Source organism: Pseudomonas sp. BO3-4, from assembly GCF_034044115.1.
Taxonomy (GTDB): Bacteria; Pseudomonadota; Gammaproteobacteria; order Pseudomonadales; family Pseudomonadaceae; genus Aquipseudomonas; species Aquipseudomonas alloputida.
Window position 1 is genome coordinate 36,526 of record NZ_CP139018.1, and the last position, 21,602, is coordinate 58,127.

At 62.1% G+C, this 21,602-nt stretch carries 24 protein-coding genes; 14 read left to right on the forward strand and 10 right to left on the reverse strand.

Going from position 1 to position 21,602, the window contains the following annotated elements; genetic code table 11:
* Positions 1 to 53 precede the first annotated feature (53 nt).
* Complete coding sequence (locus REH59_RS00165) at positions 54 to 953, forward strand: choline sulfate utilization transcriptional regulator (RefSeq protein ID WP_014859482.1); 900 nt, start codon at positions 54 to 56, stop codon at positions 951 to 953.
* A gap of 121 nt (positions 954 to 1,074) precedes the next feature.
* Here REH59_RS00165 and REH59_RS00170 read toward each other — a convergent pair whose 3' ends face one another.
* The gene (locus REH59_RS00170) at positions 1,075 to 1,692 is read right to left on the reverse strand and encodes an NAD(P)H-binding protein (protein ID WP_014859483.1); all 618 of its coding nucleotides are present in this window, start codon (positions 1,690 to 1,692) and stop codon (positions 1,075 to 1,077) included.
* A gap of 52 nt (positions 1,693 to 1,744) precedes the next feature.
* On the opposite strand from REH59_RS00170, the gene REH59_RS00175 reads away from it, so the two are divergent.
* Positions 1,745 to 2,077: a DOPA 4,5-dioxygenase family protein gene (locus REH59_RS00175; RefSeq protein WP_003253084.1), complete on the forward strand. Its 333-nt coding sequence runs from the start codon at positions 1,745 to 1,747 to the stop codon at positions 2,075 to 2,077.
* A 120-nt stretch (positions 2,078 to 2,197) separates the two neighbouring features.
* On the opposite strand, the gene trpA is transcribed toward REH59_RS00175, so the two are convergent.
* Both trpA and trpB read right to left on the reverse strand, forming a co-directional pair.
* Complete coding sequence (gene trpA, locus REH59_RS00180) at positions 2,198 to 3,007, reverse strand: tryptophan synthase subunit alpha (protein ID WP_014859484.1); 810 nt, start codon at positions 3,005 to 3,007, stop codon at positions 2,198 to 2,200.
* Positions 3,004 to 4,221, reverse strand: a complete 1,218-nt coding sequence (trpB, locus tag REH59_RS00185; RefSeq protein WP_004575268.1) for a tryptophan synthase subunit beta — start codon at positions 4,219 to 4,221, stop codon at positions 3,004 to 3,006. Before trpB ends, trpA begins: the two co-directional genes overlap by 4 nt.
* A gap of 110 nt (positions 4,222 to 4,331) precedes the next feature.
* Here trpB and REH59_RS00190 point away from each other — a divergent pair, with 110 nt between their 5' ends.
* Entirely contained in the window at positions 4,332 to 5,228 is an 897-nt protein-coding gene (locus tag REH59_RS00190) for a LysR family transcriptional regulator (protein ID WP_011953132.1), read from the forward strand.
* On the opposite strand, the gene REH59_RS00195 is transcribed toward REH59_RS00190, so the two are convergent.
* Positions 5,225 to 5,548: a DUF883 family protein gene (locus tag REH59_RS00195; RefSeq protein WP_004575266.1), complete on the reverse strand. Its 324-nt coding sequence runs from the start codon at positions 5,546 to 5,548 to the stop codon at positions 5,225 to 5,227. The two genes, REH59_RS00190 and REH59_RS00195, sit on opposite strands and share 4 nt — an antisense overlap.
* Before the next feature lie 150 nt (positions 5,549 to 5,698).
* On the opposite strand from REH59_RS00195, the gene REH59_RS00200 reads away from it, so the two are divergent.
* Positions 5,699 to 5,914 (forward strand): dodecin, encoded by a 216-nt coding sequence (locus REH59_RS00200; protein WP_003253076.1) that lies wholly within the window; start codon positions 5,699 to 5,701, stop codon positions 5,912 to 5,914.
* A 100-nt stretch (positions 5,915 to 6,014) separates the two neighbouring features.
* Positions 6,015 to 6,236, forward strand: a complete 222-nt coding sequence (locus tag REH59_RS00205; RefSeq protein WP_003253075.1) for a DUF1161 domain-containing protein — start codon at positions 6,015 to 6,017, stop codon at positions 6,234 to 6,236.
* A gap of 72 nt (positions 6,237 to 6,308) precedes the next feature.
* On the opposite strand, the gene REH59_RS00210 is transcribed toward REH59_RS00205, so the two are convergent.
* Complete coding sequence (locus REH59_RS00210; protein WP_014859485.1) at positions 6,309 to 7,313, reverse strand: LLM class flavin-dependent oxidoreductase; 1,005 nt, start codon at positions 7,311 to 7,313, stop codon at positions 6,309 to 6,311.
* A gap of 152 nt (positions 7,314 to 7,465) precedes the next feature.
* On the opposite strand from REH59_RS00210, the gene REH59_RS00215 reads away from it, so the two are divergent.
* Positions 7,466 to 7,891, forward strand: coding sequence for an OsmC family protein (locus REH59_RS00215; protein ID WP_320450375.1), 426 nt, complete (start codon positions 7,466 to 7,468; stop codon positions 7,889 to 7,891).
* Positions 7,892 to 7,966: 75 nt separating this feature from the next.
* On the forward strand, positions 7,967 to 8,200 hold the full coding sequence (locus REH59_RS00220) for a DUF1161 domain-containing protein (RefSeq protein WP_003253067.1): 234 nt from the start codon (positions 7,967 to 7,969) through the stop codon (positions 8,198 to 8,200).
* Positions 8,201 to 8,235: 35 nt separating this feature from the next.
* Here REH59_RS00220 and REH59_RS00225 read toward each other — a convergent pair whose 3' ends face one another.
* Entirely contained in the window at positions 8,236 to 8,649 is a 414-nt protein-coding gene (locus REH59_RS00225; protein ID WP_014859486.1) for a hypothetical protein, read from the reverse strand.
* A 55-nt stretch (positions 8,650 to 8,704) separates the two neighbouring features.
* Positions 8,705 to 9,118: a hypothetical protein gene (locus tag REH59_RS00230; protein WP_003253063.1), complete on the reverse strand. Its 414-nt coding sequence runs from the start codon at positions 9,116 to 9,118 to the stop codon at positions 8,705 to 8,707.
* An 85-nt stretch (positions 9,119 to 9,203) separates the two neighbouring features.
* Here REH59_RS00230 and REH59_RS00235 point away from each other — a divergent pair, with 85 nt between their 5' ends.
* Entirely contained in the window at positions 9,204 to 10,277 is a 1,074-nt protein-coding gene (locus REH59_RS00235; RefSeq protein WP_014859487.1) for an aminopeptidase, read from the forward strand.
* A gap of 105 nt (positions 10,278 to 10,382) precedes the next feature.
* On the opposite strand, the gene REH59_RS00240 is transcribed toward REH59_RS00235, so the two are convergent.
* Both REH59_RS00240 and REH59_RS00245 read right to left on the reverse strand, forming a co-directional pair.
* A complete protein-coding gene (locus REH59_RS00240; RefSeq protein ID WP_014859488.1) occupies positions 10,383 to 11,033 on the reverse strand; it encodes an HAD family hydrolase in 651 nt (216 codons plus the stop codon).
* 121 nt (positions 11,034 to 11,154) lie between these two features.
* Positions 11,155 to 11,703 (reverse strand): gamma carbonic anhydrase family protein, encoded by a 549-nt coding sequence (locus tag REH59_RS00245; RefSeq protein ID WP_014859489.1) that lies wholly within the window; start codon positions 11,701 to 11,703, stop codon positions 11,155 to 11,157.
* Between the two features lie 66 nt (positions 11,704 to 11,769).
* Between REH59_RS00245 and prlC the strand changes: the two genes are divergently transcribed.
* From prlC to REH59_RS00275, 6 genes are all read left to right on the forward strand, one after another.
* A complete protein-coding gene (gene prlC, locus REH59_RS00250) occupies positions 11,770 to 13,857 on the forward strand; it encodes an oligopeptidase A (RefSeq protein WP_011953137.1) in 2,088 nt (695 codons plus the stop codon).
* Entirely contained in the window at positions 13,854 to 14,135 is a 282-nt protein-coding gene (locus REH59_RS00255) for a YheV family putative zinc ribbon protein (protein WP_003253053.1), read from the forward strand. Before prlC ends, REH59_RS00255 begins: the two co-directional genes overlap by 4 nt.
* A gap of 124 nt (positions 14,136 to 14,259) precedes the next feature.
* On the forward strand, positions 14,260 to 16,320 hold the full coding sequence (locus REH59_RS00260) for a M3 family metallopeptidase (protein WP_014859491.1): 2,061 nt from the start codon (positions 14,260 to 14,262) through the stop codon (positions 16,318 to 16,320).
* 3 nt (positions 16,321 to 16,323) lie between these two features.
* Complete coding sequence (locus REH59_RS00265; RefSeq protein ID WP_003253048.1) at positions 16,324 to 17,382, forward strand: PA0069 family radical SAM protein; 1,059 nt, start codon at positions 16,324 to 16,326, stop codon at positions 17,380 to 17,382.
* A 303-nt stretch (positions 17,383 to 17,685) separates the two neighbouring features.
* Positions 17,686 to 18,405 carry a carbonic anhydrase gene (locus REH59_RS00270; RefSeq protein WP_003253046.1) on the forward strand — a complete coding sequence of 240 codons (720 nt, stop codon included), beginning with the start codon at positions 17,686 to 17,688 and terminating at the stop codon, positions 18,403 to 18,405.
* A 192-nt stretch (positions 18,406 to 18,597) separates the two neighbouring features.
* Positions 18,598 to 20,130: a SulP family inorganic anion transporter gene (locus tag REH59_RS00275; protein ID WP_004575261.1), complete on the forward strand. Its 1,533-nt coding sequence runs from the start codon at positions 18,598 to 18,600 to the stop codon at positions 20,128 to 20,130.
* 551 nt (positions 20,131 to 20,681) lie between these two features.
* On the opposite strand, the gene REH59_RS00280 is transcribed toward REH59_RS00275, so the two are convergent.
* Positions 20,682 to 21,323 (reverse strand): hypothetical protein, encoded by a 642-nt coding sequence (locus REH59_RS00280; RefSeq protein ID WP_014861534.1) that lies wholly within the window; start codon positions 21,321 to 21,323, stop codon positions 20,682 to 20,684.
* Positions 21,324 to 21,602 lie beyond the last annotated feature (279 nt).

Here is a 21,602-nt window from a genome sequence, read left to right on the forward strand (position 1 = left end):
TGGATAACATGGGTAAAGCCCATGGCGGGCAATGACTGGGATTAGCCAAGCTTATGTTTGACCACCTTGCCGGGTTGTCGCTGGATACCCTGCGCGTATTCGAGGCTGCTGCACGCCTGCGTGGCTTTACCGCTGCGGCGCTGGAGTTGGGTACCACGCAGCCGGCAGTGAGCCAGCAGGTGAAGCGCTTGGAGGCACAGTTGGGCACGCGCCTGTTTGACCGCATTTACCGGGGCATCGAGCTGACCGAGGCTGGCCAGGTGCTGTTCGAACAGGTGCATCAGGGGCTGCAGGCCATGGATGACGGTATTGCCCAGGCCAGCGGTCGCGGCCAGCGCGAAGTGCTGCAGGTCGCCACCGACTTTGCCTTTGCGGCGTTCTGGCTGATGCCAAGGCTGCAGCGCTTTCATCAGGCTTATCCACAGGTGGATGTGAGCCTGGTGACGGGTGAGCGCAGCCAGGGCATGTTGCGCCCGGACATCGATGTGGCGGTGCTGTTTGGCGACGGACGCTTTCACCAAGGAGAAAGCCGCTGGCTATTCGATGAGGAAGTGTTCCCGGTGTGCAGCCCCCATCTGATTCATGGCAAAGCCTTGTCAGCTGTGGCTTTGCAACGATTGCCGCTGCTGCATCTGAAGGGCGAGCAGGCCAGCCGCTGGTTTGACTGGGCGGGGGTATTTCGTGGGTTTGGTGTGGACAGCCCACCGCCGGCGGGGCAGTTGCGGTTTGATAACTATACCTTGCTGATTCAGGCAGCGATTGCCGGGCAAGGGGTGGCGATTGGCTGGGCGCACCTGGTGGATGGCTTGGTGGAGCAAGGGTTGCTGTGTCGGCCGCTGGAGGGGAGTTTGCGCTCGGAACGCGGCTATTACGCAGTTTTGCCGCCGCGCAAGCGGCGGGGAGCGTTGATCGAGCGGTTCGTGGATTGGTTGGAGCAGGAGCGCAGCCTTTGAGATTTTGGGGTCGCTTTGCGGGCCATCGCGACACAAGGCCGCTCCCAAAAAGACACTGCGTACGCCGGCCCATGTGGGAGCGGCCTTGCGTCGCGATGGGCTGCGCAGCAGCCCCGCCAATCTAGACCACGAAGTTCAGATGCTCGCCCCGGTGCAAGTCCAGCTCCAGCATGTCCACCATCCCCGCTGCGATCCTGGCCAAGCGCCGCAACGGCTCAGCCAGCCCAGGCTCCAGCGCCCCTTCGGTATTGCGAAAATGCTCCATGCCCAACCCGGCCAGTTCCTGCGGTGCATTGATCAGCGTCCAGTGCAATGCACTGCGCTGCAACCCATCAACCACTTGGGCCACGCAATCCCGCTCCATCTCGCTGTACTTGCTCGGCTCATCCAGCACATCGAAATCGCCCACAAGCAGCAGCCGGCGTATAGTCGTATGCGCAAGCCCCGCCACCAGCGCCTCGCTCAAGCGTGCCTGCCCCGGCAGGTCACCCGGCGCCAGCGCTGGTAACAGGGCGATCACCGCCGAGCCGCCCGCTGCGCCCTGCTCCGCCTGGTGGGCATCACCCAGCCCCCCTATCTTGAAGTGCAGGCCCGGGCGCGGCGAATGGCGGTTGAGGTCGTCCACCACGGCGATGACTTCGTGCTGGCGCGACAACAGCTCGACCATCAGGGCATTGCCCAGGCTGCTTTCAGGCCCGAACAGGACCAGTTTGAACACTGGGGTTTCGGCGTTTTTCACTGCATCACTCCCGTTGCAGGTGGTGATGGTTGGACCGCAATCAGGAGTTATCGTGCAGAGGATCAAGGGTTACCACGCCCACGTTTATTACGACGCAGCCACCATGGAGCAGGCCCGGGAACTGTGCGAGGAGGCGGCGCGGCTGTTCCCCGTGACCATGGGGCGCATGCACCAGAAACCGGTTGGGCCGCATCCGGACTGGAGTTGCCAGCTGGCGTTCGGGCCCGAAGTGGTGGGGGTGGTATTGCCTTGGTTGGCGCTGTACCGCAAGGGCCTGGTGGTATTCATGCATCCGGAAACCGGGGATGAACTGGCGGATCACCGGGATCATGCGATCTGGATGGGGGCCGTGCGGCCCTTGAATCTTTCGATTTTTGGGGGCTAGGCGGGGGTAGCCTGTGCTGGCCTCTTCGCGGGTGAACCCGCTCCTACAACGATAGCGCAGAGCCAGAGGGTGGCGCTGGCCCCGTAGGAGCGGGTTTACCCGCGAAGCAGACGACGCGGTTTAGCGGCGTGCGCCACGCACCCCTTCAGCCAATGCCGAGCACAGGCTCAATACATCGGTCACCGCCTGATCGGCGCTTTGGGCTTGGGCGATCTTGTCGACCAGTGCCGAGCCCACCACCACGCCATCGGCCAGGCGGGCAATGTTCGCAGCCTGTTCCGGCGTGCGAATGCCGAAGCCAACGCTGATCGGCAGATCGGTATGCCGGCGCAGGCGGGCAATGGCTTCGGTCACATGCTCGGTGGTCGCCGAACCTGCACCGGTTACACCAGCCACCGACACGTAGTAGACGAACCCGGAGCTGCGCTCCAGCACGCGCGGCAGGCGCGCGTCGTCGGTGGTCGGGGTGGTCAGGCGGATGAAGTCGATGCCTGCAGCCTGGGCCGGGGTAGCCAGTTCGGCGTCGTGCTCTGGCGGAAGGTCGACGATGATCAGGCCATCGACGCCCGCGGCCTTGGCTTGAGCCACGAACGTGTCCACACCAAAGCGGTGGATAGGGTTGTAGTAGCCCATCAGCACGATCGGCGTGGTCTGGTTATCCACACGGAATTCGCGAACCATCTGCAGGGTCTTGGCCAAGGTCTGACCAGCCTCAAGGGCGCGCAGGGTGGCCAGCTGGATGGCCACGCCATCGGCCATCGGGTCGGTGAACGGCATGCCCAGCTCGATCACGTCGGCGCCAGCAGCCGGCAGGCCCTTGAGGATCTGCAACGAGGCGTCGTAGCCCGGGTCGCCAGCTGTGACGAAGGTGACCAGTGCCGAGCGGCCTTCGGCCTTCAGCTCGGCGAAGCGTTGTTCAAGACGGCTCATGCGTGTTTCTCCTGGGCGGCCATGTGGTTCATGACGGTTTGCATGTCTTTGTCGCCGCGGCCAGACAGGCACACGACCATCAGGTGGTCCTTGGGCAGCTTCGGTGCGCGCTTGATCGCTTCGGCCAAGGCGTGGGAGCTTTCCAGGGCTGGAATGATGCCTTCCAGACGGCAGGTTGCGTGGAACGCATCCAATGCTTCGTCATCGGTGATGCTGACGTACTCGACGCGCTTCACCTCATGCAGATAGGCGTGCTCCGGGCCGATGCCCGGGTAGTCCAGGCCTGCGGAAATCGAGTGGGCATCGGTGATCTGGCCGTCTTGGTCCTGCAGCAGGTAGGTGCGGTTGCCGTGCAATACGCCCGGTACGCCGCCGTTCAGGCTGGCGGCATGCTTGTCGGTGTGTACGCCGTGGCCACCGGCTTCAACGCCGATGATCTGCACGCTCGGCTCTTCGAGGAACTCATGGAACAGGCCCATGGCATTGGAGCCGCCGCCGACGCAGGCAACCAGGCTGTCTGGCAGACGGCCTTCCTTCTCTTGCAACTGGGCACGGGTCTCTTTGCCGATGATCGACTGGAAATCGCGGACCATGGCGGGGTACGGGTGTGGGCCAGCCACGGTGCCGATCAGGTAGAAGGTGTCTTCGACGTTGGTAACCCAGTCACGCAGGGCTTCGTTCATGGCGTCTTTCAGGGTGCCGGTGCCGGCGGTAACCGGCACGATCTCGGCGCCCAGCAGCTTCATGCGGAACACGTTCGCCTGCTGGCGCTCGATGTCGGTGGCGCCCATGTAGATCACGCAAGGCAGGCCGAAGCGCGCGGCGACGGTGGCGGTGGCGACACCGTGCATGCCGGCGCCGGTTTCGGCGATCAGGCGCTTTTTGCCCATGCGCTTGGCCAGCAGCACTTGGCCGATGCAGTTGTTCACCTTGTGCGCGCCGGTATGGTTGAGCTCTTCACGCTTGAAGAAAATCTTCGCCCCGCCGCAATGCTCGGTCAGGCGCTCGGCGAAGTACAGCGGGTTGGGGCGGCCGATGTAGTCGCGCTGAAAGTAAGCCAGCTCTTCAAGGAACTTGGGGTCTGCCTTGGCCGCTTCGTATTCGCGGGCCAGGTCCAGCACCAGTGGCATCAGGGTTTCGGCCACGTAGCGGCCGCCGAACGAGCCGAACAGGCCATTGGCGTCGGGGCCGGGGCGGTATTGGGACTGGGTCATGGGGCGCTCCAAGGCGTAGTGAATGAGTGATGGGCTTTACTCTAACCACGGCAAGCTCGGCTGAAAACCGATAAGATTGCGTAAACTTGTCAGAAAAACTCACAGGTAAAATGGCCCACGACCTCCCTCCCCTCAATGCCCTGCGCGCCTTCGAGGCTGCAGCCAGACTGAACAGTGTCAGCCAGGCGGCGGAAGCGCTGCACGTCACCCACGGCGCTGTCAGCCGGCAGATCAAGGTGCTTGAGGAGCATCTGGGCGTAGCTCTGTTCGTCAAGGACGGGCGTGGCATCAAACTCACAGATGCCGGTGTGCGTCTGCGCGATGCCAGCGGTGAGGCCTTCGACCGGCTGCGCAGCGTGTGTTCCGAGCTCAGCCGTGATGTGAGCGAGGCGCCATTCGTGCTGGGCTGCTCGGGCAGCCTGCTGGCGCGGTGGTTTATCCCGCGGCTGGGCCGGTTGCAGGCGGATTTGCCTGAGCTGCGCTTGCACCTGTCGGCGGGTGAGGGTGACCTTGACCCGCGGCGGCCTGGGCTGGATGCGTTGCTGGTGTATGCCGAGCCACCGTGGCCGGCGGACATGCAGGTGCACGTGCTGGCCGAAGAATGCATCGGGCCGGTGCTCAGCCCACATTTCGCAGGTTTCCAGCGATTGCAGGGGGCGCCCGCCAAGGCATTGTTGGGCGAAGCCTTGCTGCACACCACTTCACGCCCGCAAGCGTGGCCTACCTGGGCGGTGCAACAGGGCCTGGACCCGACGGCCATTCACTATGGTCAGGCTTTCGAGCACCTGTATTACCTGCTGGAGGCTGCCGTGGCCGGATTGGGCGTGGCGATTGCACCGCAGCCACTGGTCGCCGATGACCTGCGGGCGGGCCGTTTGAGTGCGCCTTGGGGCTTTTCACCTACCCAGGCGGCGCTGGCATTGTGGGTGCCACGGCGCGCCGCAGACGGGCGCGCCGAGCAGTTGGCGCAGTGGTTACGGGCGGAACTTGCGCGGCAGAGCGCTTAGTTTCGCTTGCATATCAGGTAGGCCGCCAGCAGGCCCAGCGCACCAATGGCCACACCGGCGGTGGTGTAGGGGTGTTCCTGGGCGTAGTCCCGGGTGGCTTTGCCGGTCTGGCGGGTGCGCTGCTTCACTTCCTCGTACGCATCGCTCAGTAGGCTGCGCGAATGACGCAGTGCGCTTTCAGCGTTGCTGCGGATTGCCTTCACCGACTTCTGGGACTCTTCCGACGCATCATGCTTGAGGTGTTCCAAGCTTTTCAGAAGGCTCTCGATCTCCGCTTCCATGCTTTCCAGGGATGTTTTACGCAGCGAGTTGCGGTGCATGTTGACTCTCCTTTGCAGTATGGGCTGTAAGGATTGCGACCCTTGGGCTGCGTGAAAGTGCGATCGAACTTTCGCTGACAGTGACCGCTCGCAGGTAAACCAGGCCTGCGCTGCTAGGCTGAATCTCACTGTCAACCATGGAGAGCACTCATGACCGATCATCACACCTACAAGAAAATCGAACTGGTCGGGTCTTCGCCCACCAGTATCGAAGAGGCGATCAACAATGCTTTGGCCGAAGCCGGTAAAAGCATCAAGCACCTGGAATGGTTCGAAGTGGTCGATACCCGCGGCCATATCCGCGACAACAAAGCGGCGCACTTCCAGGTCACGCTGAAGGTCGGCTTCCGTATCGCCAATAGCTGAAACAACGTTGGGTTGTATGATCCCGGCGTGATGAGGTATTCAGAAAAGGGGCGCCTTGGTGGGGCCCCTTCTGATTTCATCTGCACAAGGAACGCGAGTGATGAACAAACTGATTCTGGCGCTGGGCCTGATGACCCTGGCCGGTGGTGCGCTGGCAGCGGGCAAACCGTGCGAGGAACTGAAGGCGGAAATTGCGGCCAAGCTGGATGCCAAGGGCGTCACTGGCTACAAGCTGGAGATCGTCAAGAAAGGCGACCCGGCGGGCAAGGTCATTGGTAGCTGTGAGGCCGGGACCAAGGAGATTGTTTACCGCCGCGGCTGATGCGTTTGCCCTTTCGCGGACTTGCCCGCTTCCACAGTCAACCTATGGGAGCGGGCGAGCCCGTGTCGAGGGTCACTCGGCCTTGAGGGCCTGCGCCATCAGCTCATATGACCGAATGCGGTCCGCATGCTCATACAGGTCACAGGTAAAGATCAGCTCATCCGCACCCGTCTGTTCCAGCAGCACTTCTACCTTGGCCTTTACCTTCTGCGGGCTGCCGATCATGGCCAGCCCCAGGAAGCTGCCCACTGTCTCCCGCTCATGGGGCAACCACAGCCCATCCATGCTTTCCACGGGTGGCTTCTGCATCAGGCTCTGTCCGCGAATCAGCGCCAGGATGCGCTGGTAGACCGAGGTGGCCAGGTATTCGGCCTTCTCGTCGGTCTGCGCCACCACCATGGGAATGCCCAGCATCACATACGGCTTGTCCAGCGTGGTCGAGGGCTTGAAATGGTTGCGGTACACGCGAATGGCCTCGTGCATGTAGCGTGGCGCGAAATGCGAGGCGAAGGCGTAGGGCATGCCGCGCATGCCCGCCAGCTGGGCACTGAACAGGCTGGATCCCAGCAACCACATCGGCACGTCGGTGTCGTGCCCCGGCACGGCGATCACTTTTTGATCATCAGTGCGTGGCCCGAGGTAGCGCGAAAGCTCCTCGACATCGTCCGGGAAGTCATCTGGGCCGCCAGCGCGGTCGCGTCGCAGGGCATAGGCCGTCATCTGGTCCGAACCCGGCGCGCGGCCCAGGCCAAGGTCGATACGCCCCGGATACAGGCTGGCCAAGGTGCCGAACTGCTCGGCGATCACCAGTGGCGCATGGTTGGGCAGCATCACCCCGCCAGAGCCCACGCGAATACGTGAGGTGCCACCGGCCAGGTAGCCGATCAGCACCGATGTCGCCGAACTGGCGATGCCGTCCATGTTGTGGTGCTCAGCCACCCAGAAGCGGTTATAGCCAAAGCGCTCGACATGCTGCGCCAGGTCCAGCGAGTTGCGCAGCGATTGCGCGGGGCCGGCGTCGGCGCGTACGGGCACCAGGTCCAGGGTGGAAATCTTCAGGTCACGCAGCTGCGTCATGGGGCCTCCGCAAGAATGATTGGCCAGAGGCCTTTTTGATTCTGTATGGGCGCATTCGTTGGATTCAATGCCTGCAAGCATATTGCGCTGAACTTGCAGCAGGCGGCAGGCCTCTGAACCGTAGGTAAGCAACCCAGTGACCAGGAGGCATCATGAAAAAGACAGCATCGGCGATCTGGCAAGGTGGCCTGAAGGATGGAAAAGGTCTGCTTTCTACCGAAAGCGGCGCACTCAAGCAGAACCCTTATGGCTTCAACACACGTTTCGAGGGCACGCCCGGTACCAACCCGGAGGAGCTGATTGGCGCGGCCCATGCCGGTTGTTTCTCGATGGCGCTATCCATGATGCTCGGCGAGGCGGGGCTTACTGCGGAGCGGATCGACACGGCTGCAGAGGTGACGCTCGACAAGCAAGCTGACGGTTTTGCCATTACCGCTGTGTACTTGGTGCTCAGGGCCAAGGTACCGGGGGCCAGCGAGGCTCAATTCCTGGAGATTGCCAACAAGGCGAAGGAAGGCTGCCCAGTGTCCAAGGTTTTGAATGCGAAGATCAGCCTGGATGCGGCGTTGGTGGGGTGAAACGGTGCAACGGTGGTGGTTTGCTGTAGTCTAAAGAACGTCGGCAGCGCCACTGCCCTTTCCAGGAGCCGTTCCATGATTCGCGTAGCTATCGCTGTGTTGGCTTCCCTTGTCGCCACGTCTGCGCTGGCGGCCGTCAAGCCTTGCGAGGAGCTGAAAACCGAGATCGAGGCCAAGATCCAGGCCCAAGGGGTTTCGTCCTATACGCTGGAGATCGTGCCCAACAGCGAGGTCAAGGACCAGAACATGGTCGTCGGGACCTGCGATGGCGGGACGAAGAAGATCATCTATCAAAAGAATGATCGATAAGCACCAAGGCCCGGGGCTGCCAGGCAGCCCCACGTTCACGGTATGCAGAACACATCGCTAGGCTCGTTCACCACCACCTTGCGGTCGGCGTCATACAGCAGCACCTGCGGCTCCATTACCGGCGCCCGCGCTTCCAGGCGATAGCGTTCGCCGGCCTTGAAGTTGTCAAAGCGTACGGTCAGGTAGCAGGTTCGGTCCCTGGGCTCGGACATGATGCCGCCCGAGTAGATTTCATAATCGAAGCGCACCACCAGTTCGTGCTTGCCCGGCGTCACCTGAAAATATCGGCCATCGTCCAGACGCTTGCCGTCGAGGCGGTCGGCCATGATCACCCGGCCGGGGGTCATGGTGTACAGATCGACCCAGGCCTGCTTGGGGTCGACGGGCGGCAAGGGGCTGGCGCAAGCCCCCAGTGCACTGAGGGCGATCAGCATCATGGGCTGGCGCATGGCAAAACTCCCACTTGCGATTTACAAGTAACAAGCATAGCGCCGTTTGTGCGGTTCAGGTGCGCTGACAACCCGCCGGCAGCCCTTGACCCAGCAGTTTTTGCTGGTGGTCGTAGAGTTTGATCCAAGGGCGGAAGCCAATGCTGCCGGCTTGCAGCTGATAACGCTGCCCGGCGCTGAAGTCCTTGAAGGTCAGCTTGACCTGGCAATCGCGCCACAATGGCTCCTCGACGGGGCCGATATTGCTGGGGTTAACCGGAAACTGATAGCGCACGGTCAGTTCGTGGCTGCCGGGTTGAACCTCGAAATAGCGGCTGTCAGCCCAGTCACGCTCATCTACCTGCACGGCGTCCAGCGACGTATTGTCGTAACGGGTGAGGTCGATCCAGGCCTGGTTCGGGTCTGGGTCTGGCAAGGTTGAACAGGCAGAGATCAACAACAGTGAGCCGGCTACCAACAATGCACGCATGGCGAAACTCCCCCTTGGCGAGATAGTCTTGGAGCGAAATGGTGTTGAGCGAGTCAGACAGTCCCGGATGCTTCGACTTTTTCTTATGCAGCGCTCAGGCCTTGGGGCACTCGACCGCATTTTCACCCGTTTGGTTCCGCTGCTTGCGGCGCTCCTGCTGAACGGTTGCAGCAATGCCGCCTACTACGGGCAGCTGGCGCAGGGCCAGTGGCAGTTGCTGCGGGCGCGGCAACCTGTAGAGCAGGTATTGGCCGACCCTGCTACCCCAGCACCCTTGCGCGCGCACCTGCAACAGGCCGAACAGGCGCGGCTGTTTGCCAGCCAGCAATTGAAACTGCCAGACAACCGCAGCTACCGGGTATACGCCGACCTTGGACGCCCCTACGTGGTGTGGAATGTGTTCGCCACGCCCGAGTTGTCGTTGCAACCGGTAACGCACTGCTTTCCGATTGCCGGGTGCGTGGCGTACCGCGGCTACTACCAGCAAGGCGCGGCGCGAGGCGCGGCGGCGTTGATGCGTCAGGATGGCCTGGATGTGTACGTGGGTGGCGTGGAAGCTTATTCGACCCTGGGTTGGTTCGATGACCCGATTTTGTCGTCGATGGTGGGCTGGGGCGATGAGCGCCTGGCTACGTTGATCTTTCATGAATTGGCCCACCAGCGCTTCTATGTGCAGGACGATACCGAGTTCAATGAGTCGTTTGCCTCGTTCGTCGAGCAGGAAGGCACGCGGCAATGGCGTGCGGCGCGTGGGCTGGCGGCGGTTGGCGGGGATCAGGGAAAGCAGCGCGACCAGTTTATCCGCCTGGTGTTGGCCAGCCGTGAGCGATTGCAGGCGATTTATGCGGAGCCGTTGGATGATGCACACAAGCGCCGGGCCAAGCAGGCCGAGTTTGAGCGTTTGAGGCGTGAATACCGGCAGGTGCGTGATGGCCAGTGGGGCGGTGACAAGCGCTATGACGCCTGGATGTATGGGCCGATGAATAATGCCAAGTTGTTGCCGTTCGGGCTATACGACCAGTGGGTGCCGGCGTTTGCGGCGCTGTTTCGTGAGGTGGGTGGAGATTGGGTTCGGTTCTACGCGCGGGTCGAGCATTTGGGGCGGTTGCCGATTGAAGAAAGGAAAGCGGCGCTGCAGCATCTGATGGTTAGCCGTTGAGATTTTGGGGCCGCTTTTGCGGCCCATCGCGCCACAAGGCCCACAAAGGCCCTGCGTACGCCGATCGATGTGGGAGGGCCGGCTGCAAAGCAGCCCTGCTGGCCCTCAAGCCTTGCTAAAAGCCTGGTGCAAATCGGCTACCGTGGCGAAGTGGAAAGCGGGTTCTTCTGCCATCAGCTCTTCCCGGCTGCCAAACCCGTACCCCACCGCGACGGCCTGCAGCCCGTTGCTGCGGGCGCCGATCAGGTCATGCTTGCGGTCCCCGATCATCAGGGTGTGCGCCGGGTCCAGCCCTTCTTCATCCAGCAAATGGCGAATCAGCTCGACCTTGTTGGTGCGCGTGCCGTCCAGCTCACTGCCGTAGATCACCTTGAAGTGATGATCGAAAGCAAAGTGCCGAGCGATTTCGCGGGCGAACTCCCATGGTTTGGAGGTGGCAATGTACAGCGTGCGGCCCTGCCCGTTCAGGGCCTCAAGCAACTCCGGCACACCTTCGAACACGAGGTTTTCGTAAAGACCGGTCACGCGGAAGCGCTCGCGGTAGAAGTTCACCGCATCCCAGGCCTTGGCTTCGTCGAAGCTGTAGAACTGCATGAAAGCCTGCAGCAGGGGTGGGCCGATGAAGTGTTCGAGGCGGGTCAGGTCCGGTTCGTCGATGCCCAGCTTGGCCAGGGCGTACTGGATCGAGCGAGTGATGCCCAGGCGTGGGTCGGTCAGGGTGCCGTCGAGGTCGAAGAGGATGTTTTGCTGGTGCATGTACAGGGTTCCACTTGATTGCTGCGTGGCCTTCTTCGCGGGCATGCCCGCTCCCACAGGTAAAGCGCAGGCCTTGAAGGGGCCACTCAACCTGCGGGGGCGGGCATGCCCGTGAATGCGGTCATTCAGGTTGATCGTAGCCTTCGGCCAGGTGCTGGTCCTTGAGCTTCACGTAGTTGCCGGCGCTGTAGGAGAAAAATGTGCGCTCCTTGTCGTTCAGCAGCCGGGCCTGTTTTACCGGGCTGCCCATGTACAGGTAGCCACTGACCAGGCGTTTGCCCGGCGGCACCAGGCTGCCGGCGCCAATGATCACTTCGTCCTCGACGATGGCACCATCCATGATGGTGCTGCCCATACCCACCAGGATACGGTTGCCCAGGGTGCAGCCATGCAGCATCACCTTGTGCCCGATGGTCACTTCGTCGCCGATGATCAGCGGGAAACCGTCCGGGTTGAAAGGCCCGGCGTGGGTAATGTGCAGCACGCTGCCGTCCTGCACGCTGGTGCGCGCGCCAATGCGGATGCGGTGCATGTCGCCGCGCACCACGGTCAACGGCCAGACCGAACTGTCTTCACCGATCTCCACGTCGCCCAGCACCACCGCCGAACGGTCGACGAAGGCCCTGGGCCCAACTTTCGGAGTGTGTTGCTGGAAGCTGCGAATGGCCATGATAGCGTCTCTCATCTGTGCCGATAGGCAGGCTGCCTGCTGCGGTCGGCGTCGATTGTAATTAAGATGGGGCAGTGTTTCTTCTGCCAAGGTATCCAAACCGTGACTGCGAACAACCCGCTTCTGCAATCCCACGATCTGCCGCCCTTCTCGCAAATTCGTGCCGAACACGTGTTGCCGGCGATCGAAGCGATCCTGGCCGACAACCGTAAAGCCATTGCCGAGATCCTCGAAAAGCAGGGCAAGAACCCTACATGGGCCGGCCTGGTGCTGGCCATGGACGAACTGAACGACCGCCTGGGCGCCGCCTGGAGCCCGGTCAGCCACCTCAATGCGGTGTGCAACAGCGCCGAGCTGCGCGAGGCTTACGAGTCTTGCCTGCCAGCCCTGAGTGCCTACTCTACCGAACTGGGCCAGAACCGCGCGCTGTTCGAAGCCTACCAGGCGCTGATCAACAGCCCTGAGGCTGCCGGCTTCGACGTGGCGCAAAAGACTATCCTCGAGCACGCCCTGCGTGACTTCCGCCTGTCGGGTATCGACCTGCCGGCGGACAAGCAGCAGCGTTACGCCGAAGTGCAGAGCAAGCTCAGCGAGCTGGGCAGCCGTTTCTCCAATCAGCTGCTCGACGCCACCCAGGCATGGACCAAGCATGTTACCGACGAAGCTGCGCTGGCCGGCCTGACCGATTCGGCCAAGGCGCAGATGGCCGCTGCAGCCCAGGCCAAGGGCCTGGACGGCTGGTTGATCACCCTCGAGTTCCCCAGCTACTACGCGGTGATGACCTACGCCAGTGACCGCGCCCTGCGCGAAGAGCTATACGCCGCCTACTGCACCCGCGCCTCCGACCAGGGCCCGAATGCCGGCCAGTTCGACAATGGCCCGGTGATGCGCGAAATCCTCGACCTGCGCCAGGAGCTGGCCGAACTGCTGGGCTACAAGAACTACGCCGAGCTGAGCCTGGCCACCAAGATGGCCGAGTCCAGCGACCAGGTGCTGAGCTTCCTGCGTGACTTGGCCAAGCGTTCCAAGCCGTTCGCCGCCCAGGACCTGCAACAGCTCAAGGCCTACGCTGCCGAACAAGGCTGCCCCGAGCTGGCCAGCTGGGACGCCGGCTACTTTGGCGAGAAGCTGCGCGAGCAGCGCTACAGTGTGTCGCAGGAAGCCCTGCGCGCCTACTTCCCGATCGACAAGGTGCTGGGCGGCCTGTTCAGCATCGTGCAGCGCCTGTACGGCATCGAAATCGCCGAGCTCAAGGGCTTCGACAGCTGGCACCCGGACGTACGCCTGTTCGAGATCAAGGAAAATGGTCAGCACGTTGGCCGTTTCTTCTTCGACCTGTACGCCCGCGCCAACAAGCGTGGGGGCGCCTGGATGGACGGCGCCCGTGACCGTCGCCGCACTGCCGGCGGCCAGCTGCAGAGCCCGGTGGCCAACCTGGTGTGCAACTTCACCCCGGCCGCGCCCGGCAAGCCCGCCTTGCTGACCCATGATGAAGTCACCACCCTGTTCCACGAATTCGGTCACGGCCTGCACCACATGCTGACCCGCATTGAGCATGCCGGCGTGTCCGGCATCAACGGCGTGGCCTGGGATGCGGTCGAGCTGCCAAGCCAGTTCATGGAAAACTGGTGCTGGGAGCCGGAAGGCCTGGCACTGATTTCTGGTCACTACGAAACCGGCGCCGCCCTGCCCCAGGACCTGCTGGACAAGATGCTGGCCGCGAAAAACTTCCAGTCGGGCATGATGATGGTGCGCCAGCTGGAGTTCTCGCTGTTCGATTTCGAGCTGCACGCCAGCCATGGCGACGGCCGCAGCGTATTGCAGGTGCTCGAAGGTGTGCGTGACGAGGTGTCGGTCATGCGCCCGCCGGCTTACAACCGCTTCCCCAACAGCTTTGCGCACATTTTCGCGGGCGGTTACGCGGCCGGCTACTACAGCTACAAGTGGGCCGAAGTGCTGTCCGCTGACGCCTTCTCGCGCTTCGAGGAGGAAGGCGTGCTGAACGCCGAGACCGGCCGCGCCTTCCGCGAGGCGATCCTGGCCCGTGGTGGTTCGCGCGAGCCGATGGAGCTGTTCGTCGACTTCCGTGGCCGTGAGCCTTCCATCGATGCATTGCTGCGCCACAGTGGTCTCACCGAGGACGCTGCAGCATGAGTGAGGTAGCTGTGAACAAGACCAAGAAGCGCTTCATTGCCGGTGCCGTGTGCCCGGCGTGCAGCGAGCCCGACAAGCTGATGATGTGGAACGACGACGGCGTACCGCACCGCGAGTGCGTGGCTTGCGGCTTTACCGACACCCTCAACGAGCAGGGCTTGTCGGTGCCGAAGGAACTCGGCACCCGGGTCAACCACCTGGCGCCGAAAGCGGCGCCGGCCAAGGTGCAGACCGTGCAGTTCTTCCCAAATCCGAAGCTGAAAAAGCCGGCTGAGTAATCCTGTCGTGCCGCCCGGGTGCAATGCCCGGGCAGGCATGGACAGGTGTTAGATAGTCAGGCCACCTGGCGCACGCGGGCCATGCAAGCTCTCTTGCTCATTTCTATCAGCAAGGTGATGCACCATGGCCAACCCTCTTCTGCAAGATAGCCATATCCCCGTCGATTACTCTTCCATCACCCTCGAAAACATGCAGGCGGCGTTCGCTGACGTGCTGTTGGCGCACGAGCAAGGTGTCGAACGCATCATCCTGGACCAGCGGGCCATGCCCACCTGGGATGACATGGTGCTGGCGTTGGATGGGCTGGATAGCCGGCTGCTGGCAGTGTTGTATGCCGCCTCACCACTGGTCGGCCGGGATACGACGTGGGCCAACGCCATCATTGATTTCTACGGGAAAGTGACGGCGCGCTTCGAGCAAAAATTCGCCAACACGGTTTTGCATGATCTGTATGCACGCTTGGCCGGCAGTGACATCGGCAAGCAACTGGATGTCGGGAAGCGTGCCACTTTGCGTTGGCACCTGGACAAGTTCGCCGCTAGCGGGGCGTTACTCGACACCGCAGGCAAAGCGCATCTGGCAGACCTTCAAACGCAGATTGGCACTGCACGCGAGGCGTTCCGCAGCAACATCGACCGGCCTGGGTTGAACATCACCGATGAAGCGGAGCTGAGCGGCATCCCGCAGCGGGTACGTGACGAATTGGCTGCAAGCGCACAGCAAGCAGGTAAGCAGGGGTGGTTGATTGCGTGTGACACGGTGACTACGCGTGAGGTGCTCAAACATGCTGCCAACCGCCAGCTCCGTGAGCGGGTGTACCGGGCTTTTCACGCCCGTGGCGTCAGCCATGATCGGCAACAGGACAACCGCACGTATCTGCAGCAACAGGCGCAATTGCTTGAGGAGAAGGCCCTCCTGCTCGGTTATTCCGGCCATCTGGAGCAGAGCCTGCAGGTGAAGAGTGCGGGTTCGGTAGCCCAGGTGCGCGGCTTTCTCCACGATCTGGCCGATCATGTGCGACCTGCCATGTTGCGGTGGCGTTCGCAGGTGGAGTGTTGGGCTGCCGAGCAGGGCCTGGGCAAACCCCAACCCTGGGATTTCGAGTACCTGCGGTGTGCTTCGCGCAGCGAGTTTCCTGCCGAAGCGCTGCGCGATTATTTCCCGCTGAATACCGTTGTCAGTGCGTTGCAGCAATTGGCGCAGACGTTGTTTGGTGCAGTGCTGCAGCCCAAAGCGCTGCCTGTCTGGGATGACAGCGTGCAGCCGTTCGAGGTGTGGCAGGACAGCGCTTTCATTGGCTTTCTGTATCTGGATGCCGTGCAACACGCAGGCAAGCAGCCAGACGCGGTGTTCACCACCTATGTAAGGAATCGCCGGGTCGATGCAGAGGGTATCTGCCAGGCAGCCTCGGTGGTGGTGTTCAGTGATGTGCCGCAAGCGCTGTCAGGTTCGCAGCCGTTGCTCGATCATTTGTCACTGCGCAAGCTGTTCCATGAATTCGGCCATGCCCTGCACCACCTGCTGGTACGTACGACGAACCACGTCATGTCCAATGTGACCGAGCTGGGCACCGATGGTGTGGAGTTGTTCGGCAAGCTGTTCGAACGTTGGGTCTGGGACGCGGACTACCTGGTGGCGATCTCGGCGCGCACGCACGACGGCCACCAACTATCCCGCGAGCAAGCTGATGAGTGCCTGCGGCAGCTACGGCAGCAGGGCGTGGAGGAGATCGCGGGTGATCTGTGCCTGGCGCTGTTCGACATGGACCTGCATGGCACACCAAACGATGGCAGGACCTTTGAACAGCGACTGGGTGATGCCCGCGCGCGTTGCGGTTACTGGCCACTCGCTGACTTTGAACATCCGGCGCATGCCTTCGACCACCTTGTGAACGGCTACGATGCGGGTTACTACGCCTATCTGTGGTCGGATGTGCATGCCTTCGATGTGTTCACCCGCTTCGAAGCCGAGGGCCTGTTGAACGGAGCCACGGGGCGGGCACTGCAGGAAGCACTGTTCGCCCCAGGGGCATCGCGCCCATTGCGTGAAGGCATCGAGGCGTTTCTCGGGCGGCAATCGAGCCAGGCAGCGTATCTCAGCTGGCATGGCCTGAGTAGTCAGACCAGAGGTGCTGGAAAGATCCCGGCATGCGCGATACTGTATATGAATACAGTATTCAGGTGAGCCATGATTCCTCCAGCACCGCAAAAGGGCCGTGGCACGGCGCACAACCCACACAACCGCTTTGCCCCTGGTCATTCGGTGGCGGAAGATGATGGCTGGTACCAGGAAGTGCCGCAAACCCAGGGTACCGAGGTGCGGATCGAGACAGCCAAGTCGGTGATCAGCCGCAACACTTCACCCGACCTCCCTTTCGATCGCTCCATCAACCCCTACCGTGGCTGCGAACATGGCTGTATCTACTGCTACGCCCGCCCCTCACACGCCTACTGGGACCTTTCTCCCGGCCTGGATTTCGAGACCAAACTGATTGCCAAGACCAACGCCGCCGAGGTGCTGGCACAGCAATTGAGCAAACCGGGCTACGTGTGCGCGCCGATCAATCTGGGCTCCAACACCGACCCGTACCAGCCGATTGAGCGGGAACAGTTACTGACCCGGCGCTTGCTCGAAGTGTTACTGCGTTTTCGTCACCCGGTGACCATTGTCACCAAGGGTTCACTGGTGCTGCGCGACCTTGACCTGCTGGCCGAGATGGCCCGCCAGCGCCTGGCACGAGTGATGATCAGCCTGACCACGCTGGACGACGGCCTCAAGCGCGTGCTCGAACCCCGAGCGGCCTCACCCGGTGCGAGGTTGAGGGCCATCCGGGTATTGCGTGAAGCGGGCGTACCGGTGGGTGTTTTGTGTTCGCCGATGATTCCGATGATCAACGACAGTGAGCTGGAACGCCTGCTGGAGGCGGCGAAGGAGGCCGGTGCGCAAAGTGCGGCGTACATGATGCTGCGGCTGCCGCTGGAGGTGGCGCCGTTGTTTGAGCAGTGGTTGCAGGACCATTACCCGCAGCGGGCAGCGCATGTGTTGAGCCTGATCCGCCAGAGCCGTGGTGGCGAGCTGTATGACAGCCGGTTCGGTGTGCGCATGCGTGGTGAAGGGGTGTTTGCCGAGTTGCTGGCGCAGCGCTTTGCCAAGGCAATGAAACGGCTGGACTTCGAAGGGCGCGAGGCGCAGGCGCTGGATTGCTCGGCGTTCTGCCCGCCGGGTGGGCAGATGGCGCTGTTCTGACATGAACCCGCCCCACCAAGGGCTGCGCATTGCTCACAACGCAACTAATAACAACCAATAATTGCGCTAATACATATTGGCAGCTGATGTTTTTTTGCTATTATCCAGTTCCCGCCTTTTTCATCTGGAACGCCCGTTCTAGAGCCTTCGAATTAAGTTTCAGTTAAGTTTTCCCCGCTAGCGTAGGTAATAAGTCCACAGCGACTGTGATCTATGGCCCGTGCGTGTCATCTAAAACCCTGCATAGCCTGAATCTTTCACCGGTAAAATGGATTTACCTACACACCGTCAAGAGGATGAATCATGCCCGTCAAGGACCCATCCAAGGTCGTACCGCAGGTCCCCGCGGAAAGCGCCGATGCTGCCCTTAAGCACATCGTCGACGGCTTCCTGCGCTTTCACCATGATGTTTTCCCAGATCAGCAAGAGCTGTTCAAGAAGCTCGCCACCGCGCAAACACCACGCGCCATGTTCATCACCTGTGCCGATTCGCGCATCGTTCCCGAGCTGATCACCCAGAGCTCGCCAGGCGACCTGTTCGTGACCCGTAACGTGGGTAACGTGGTACCGCCTTATGGCCAGATGAACGGCGGCGTTTCCAGCGCCATCGAGTACGCCGTAATGGCGCTTAAAGTTCACCACATCATCATCTGTGGCCACTCTGACTGTGGCGCCATGCGTGCGGTACTCAACCCGCAGTCGCTGACCAAGATGCCTACCGTTGGCGCCTGGTTGCGCCACGCGGAAGTGGCCCGCACCGTGGTCGAGAACAACTGCTCCTGCGGCAGCGAACACGAGACGATGCAAGTGCTGACCAAAGAAAACGTCATCGCCCAGCTGCATCACTTGCGCACCCATCCTTCGGTGGCTTCGCGCCTGGCAGCCGGTGAGCTGTTCATTCATGGTTGGGTGTACGACATCGAGACCAGCAAGATCGAAGCCTACGACGCCGCCAGCGACAGCTTCCTGCCCTTGGCCGCGGGTGAACCCGTTCCCTGCGCCACTCCGAGAGGCCGCTACTAAGCGACCCGTCCGCCGCTAGAACCTTGATAGCCGGCTGCACCCTGCAGGGGTGTGGCACGGCATTCGGCTGCCTTGAATTCCCTGACTGCCCTGCCGGCGTGCTCGCTGGCGGCCCGCGCCTGCGCGCTTGTCAGGGGCAAACGTGCCCACGGCCAGGGGAATGGCCGTGCGACTAGAGAAAGGAGAAACACGGTGAACATTACACAGTTGAAAGCGGCCCTGCCGCGTGAGTTGCTGGCGTCGGTGGTGGTCTTCCTGGTGGCCCTGCCGTTGTGCATGGGCATTGCGATCGCTTCTGGCATGCCGCCGGCAAAAGGCCTGATTACTGGGATTATCGGCGGCATTGTCGTCGGTTTCCTTGCTGGGTCGCCGTTACAGGTCAGCGGCCCCGCTGCCGGTCTGGCGGTACTGGTGTTCGAGCTGGTACGCCAGCACGGCATGGCCATGCTCGGGCCAATCCTGTTGCTGGCCGGCCTGTTGCAGTTGCTGGCCGGTCGCTTGCGTCTGGGCTGCTGGTTCCGCGTGACCGCGCCGGCGGTGGTTTACGGCATGCTCGCCGGGATTGGCGTGTTGATCGTGCTTTCGCAGGTGCATGTGATGTTCGACACCGCGCCGCAACCGTCGGGCCTGCAGAACCTGCTGGCGTTCCCGGCAACGTTGTCGGCAGCCCTGCCACAGGAGAGCACCGGCGCCGGCTGGATGGCCGGTGCGCTGGGCCTGGGGACCATCGCCATCATGTGGGGCTGGGAGCGCTTGCGGCCGCAGCGGCTGCGTTTCGTGCCGGGTGCATTACTCGGCGTGGCCAGCATGACCGCTATCAGCCTGTGGCTGGCCTTGCCGGTGAACCGCGTGCAAGTCCCGGCCGACCTTTCCGAGGCCATCGACTGGCTTCGTCCGGCGGACCTGATGCAGCTGGCCGACCCTGCCCTGTTGGTCGCCGCTTTTGCCCTGGCGTTCATTGCCAGCGCCGAAACCTTGCTGTCGGCCGCAGCAGTGGACCGCATGCACAGCGGCCAGCGCTCGGACTTCGACCGCGAACTGTCGGCTCAGGGCATCGGCAACATGCTGTGCGGGGTGCTGGGTGCCCTGCCGATGACCGGGGTAATCGTGCGCAGCTCGGCCAACGTCCAGGCCGGGGCGCAAACCCGGGCCTCGGCAATCTTCCATGGCTTGTGGTTGCTGGCCTTCGTGGTGGCGCTGAGCAGCGTGCTGCAGCAGATCCCGGTGGCGAGCTTGGCGGGGGTGTTGGTATTTACCGGGGTCAAACTGGTCGACTTCAAGGCGTTTCGCGGGCTGGGCCGTTATGGGCGCATGCCGATGTTCACCTACGCGGCGACTGCGCTGGCGATCATCTTTACCGACCTGCTGACCGGTGTGCTGCTGGGCTTTGCCCTGACCTTGCTGAAGCTGGCGTTCAAGGCGGCGCGGCTGAAGATCAACCTGGTGAGCCTGGCCAAGGATGGGCACATGGAACTGCGCCTCAGTGGCGCGGCGACCTTCCTGAAGGTGCCGGCGCTGACCCAGGTGCTGGATACCGTACCGGCGGGCACCACGCTGCATGTGCCGCTGGGGAACTTGAGCTATATCGACCACTCGTGCCTTGAGTTGCTGGAGGACTGGAGCCGCAGCAATTCTGCCAATGGGTCACGGTTGCTGATAGAGCAGCGGCGCCTGAAGCGTCGGATCGAGGGGCGGTTGCGGACTACGGCGGGGGTTGGGGCGTAGGAGCGGGTTTACCCGCGAATACGGTAGCGGCGACAACGGTGATCGGCGGGTGGAGATAGGCCAGCAGGGCCGGCCCTTTCGCGGGTGAACCCGCTCCTACGACGGCCTGTGGCGAACCACCGATGCATGTGCGTAGGAGCGGGTTTACCCGCGAATACGGTAACGGCGGCAACGGTGATCGGCGGGTGGAGATAGGCCAGCAGGGCCGGCCCTTTCGCGGGTGAACCCGCTCCTACGACGGCCTGTGGCGAACCACCGAAGCATGTGTAGGAGCGGGTTTACCCGCGAATGCGGTAGCGGCGGAAACGGTGATCGGCGGGTGGAGGTTGGCCAGCAGGGCCGGCCCTTTCGCGGGTGAACCCGCTCCTACGACGGCCTGTGGCGAACCACCGAAGCATGTGTAGGAGCGGGTTTACCCGCGAATACGGTAGCGGCGGCAACGGTGATCGGCGGGTGGAGGTTGGCCAGCAGGGCCGGCCCTTTCGCGGGTGAACCCGCTCCTACGACGGCCTGCGCCGAACCACCGATGCACCTAGGCCGTGACAGGTATATCAGGCCGGCTGACCCAGCTCGACACCCAGTTGGCGCGACAGGCACGGCCAGCGCTTCCACGCCGCGCCAGTTGCCGGGCTGCTCAGCTTCTCTCGATAAGCCTCCACCGATTCAACCGCAAAGCTCTCGTCGTTGAGCATTTCGTCGACCGAGTGGTGCACCACTTCATCCAGCTGGTTGGCAAAGCTTTCGCCAATCAACTGGTGGGCAATCAGGTTGGCGACCGTGGTGTCGACCGGGATCAACGGCTGCTGGAAGTGGCGAATGTACAAGTCATTCACCTCTTCCACCAGGCGGTGCGCCAGGTAGGCTTCATCCAGCAGGCAGTCCAGGCCTACATGCCCTTGCATCACGCTGGGCGGCTGCAGGAAGTAGGCTTCGGCAATTTTCAGTACAGGTTTGATCTGCGATTCGATCCCGGCTTCGCGGGCGACCTCGTGGGCGGCCTCCAGCAATTCCGGAACCTGATCGATGTAGGCGCTGACGAAGCGCGCCAAAGTACCCTGGGCGTCCTGCTCAGGCAGTTGGATCGAGGGGTGCAGGTGGGGCAGTTGCAGCTCGAGACGCTGTTTCAATTGGCCGGTCTGGCCTTCATGTTGATGGGCTTGGCTTACCTGCTCGCGTACAGCAGCGATGTTCATGACAACTCCAGGGACATTACGTTTCAAACGGAAGACACTAAATTAGCTCGGTATACAGAATACCTAAGACGTATTTGTTATAAGCCTCGCAAACGTGTGCGCTATCAGGCATATCGACGTGCCATTATTACGCCATGCCCTTTCAAGCACGCGGTTTTCCGGCCATTCGGCCATTTCATGAAGTTCATTTCACAGGCTTCATTGCGTGCCATTGGTCGCTGTCTATACTCCCGTTGAACGTGATTCGTTGATGAGGCCCGACTGCTTTTAGCAGGGGCT

Excerpts from the sequence above, each read along its gene's own strand:
- REH59_RS00220 (WP_003253067.1), top strand. The coding sequence starts at position 7,967 with ATGATTCGCGTAGCTATCGCTGTGTTGGCTTCCCTTGTCGCCACGTCT.
- REH59_RS00190 (WP_011953132.1), top strand. The coding sequence starts at position 4,332 with ATGGCCCACGACCTCCCTCCCCTCAATGCCCTGCGCGCCTTCGAGGCT.
- REH59_RS00255 (WP_003253053.1), top strand. The coding sequence starts at position 13,854 with ATGAGTGAGGTAGCTGTGAACAAGACCAAGAAGCGCTTCATTGCCGGT.
- REH59_RS00165 (WP_014859482.1), top strand. The coding sequence starts at position 54 with ATGTTTGACCACCTTGCCGGGTTGTCGCTGGATACCCTGCGCGTATTC.
- REH59_RS00200 (WP_003253076.1), top strand. The coding sequence starts at position 5,699 with ATGACCGATCATCACACCTACAAGAAAATCGAACTGGTCGGGTCTTCG.
- REH59_RS00230 (WP_003253063.1), bottom strand. The coding sequence starts at position 9,118 with ATGCGTGCATTGTTGGTAGCCGGCTCACTGTTGTTGATCTCTGCCTGT.
- prlC (WP_011953137.1), top strand. The coding sequence starts at position 11,770 with ATGGGGCAGTGTTTCTTCTGCCAAGGTATCCAAACCGTGACTGCGAAC.
- REH59_RS00225 (WP_014859486.1), bottom strand. The coding sequence starts at position 8,649 with ATGCGCCAGCCCATGATGCTGATCGCCCTCAGTGCACTGGGGGCTTGC.
- REH59_RS00240 (WP_014859488.1), bottom strand. The coding sequence starts at position 11,033 with ATGCACCAGCAAAACATCCTCTTCGACCTCGACGGCACCCTGACCGAC.
- REH59_RS00280 (WP_014861534.1), bottom strand. The coding sequence starts at position 21,323 with ATGAACATCGCTGCTGTACGCGAGCAGGTAAGCCAAGCCCATCAACAT.
- REH59_RS00195 (WP_004575266.1), bottom strand. The coding sequence starts at position 5,548 with ATGCACCGCAACTCGCTGCGTAAAACATCCCTGGAAAGCATGGAAGCG.
- REH59_RS00265 (WP_003253048.1), top strand. The coding sequence starts at position 16,324 with ATGATTCCTCCAGCACCGCAAAAGGGCCGTGGCACGGCGCACAACCCA.
- REH59_RS00205 (WP_003253075.1), top strand. The coding sequence starts at position 6,015 with ATGAACAAACTGATTCTGGCGCTGGGCCTGATGACCCTGGCCGGTGGT.
- REH59_RS00270 (WP_003253046.1), top strand. The coding sequence starts at position 17,686 with ATGCCCGTCAAGGACCCATCCAAGGTCGTACCGCAGGTCCCCGCGGAA.
- REH59_RS00215 (WP_320450375.1), top strand. The coding sequence starts at position 7,466 with ATGAAAAAGACAGCATCGGCGATCTGGCAAGGTGGCCTGAAGGATGGA.
- REH59_RS00210 (WP_014859485.1), bottom strand. The coding sequence starts at position 7,313 with ATGACGCAGCTGCGTGACCTGAAGATTTCCACCCTGGACCTGGTGCCC.
- REH59_RS00245 (WP_014859489.1), bottom strand. The coding sequence starts at position 11,703 with ATGGCCATTCGCAGCTTCCAGCAACACACTCCGAAAGTTGGGCCCAGG.
- trpA (WP_014859484.1), bottom strand. The coding sequence starts at position 3,007 with ATGAGCCGTCTTGAACAACGCTTCGCCGAGCTGAAGGCCGAAGGCCGC.
- trpB (WP_004575268.1), bottom strand. The coding sequence starts at position 4,221 with ATGACCCAGTCCCAATACCGCCCCGGCCCCGACGCCAATGGCCTGTTC.
- REH59_RS00260 (WP_014859491.1), top strand. The coding sequence starts at position 14,260 with ATGGCCAACCCTCTTCTGCAAGATAGCCATATCCCCGTCGATTACTCT.
- REH59_RS00235 (WP_014859487.1), top strand. The coding sequence starts at position 9,204 with ATGCAGCGCTCAGGCCTTGGGGCACTCGACCGCATTTTCACCCGTTTG.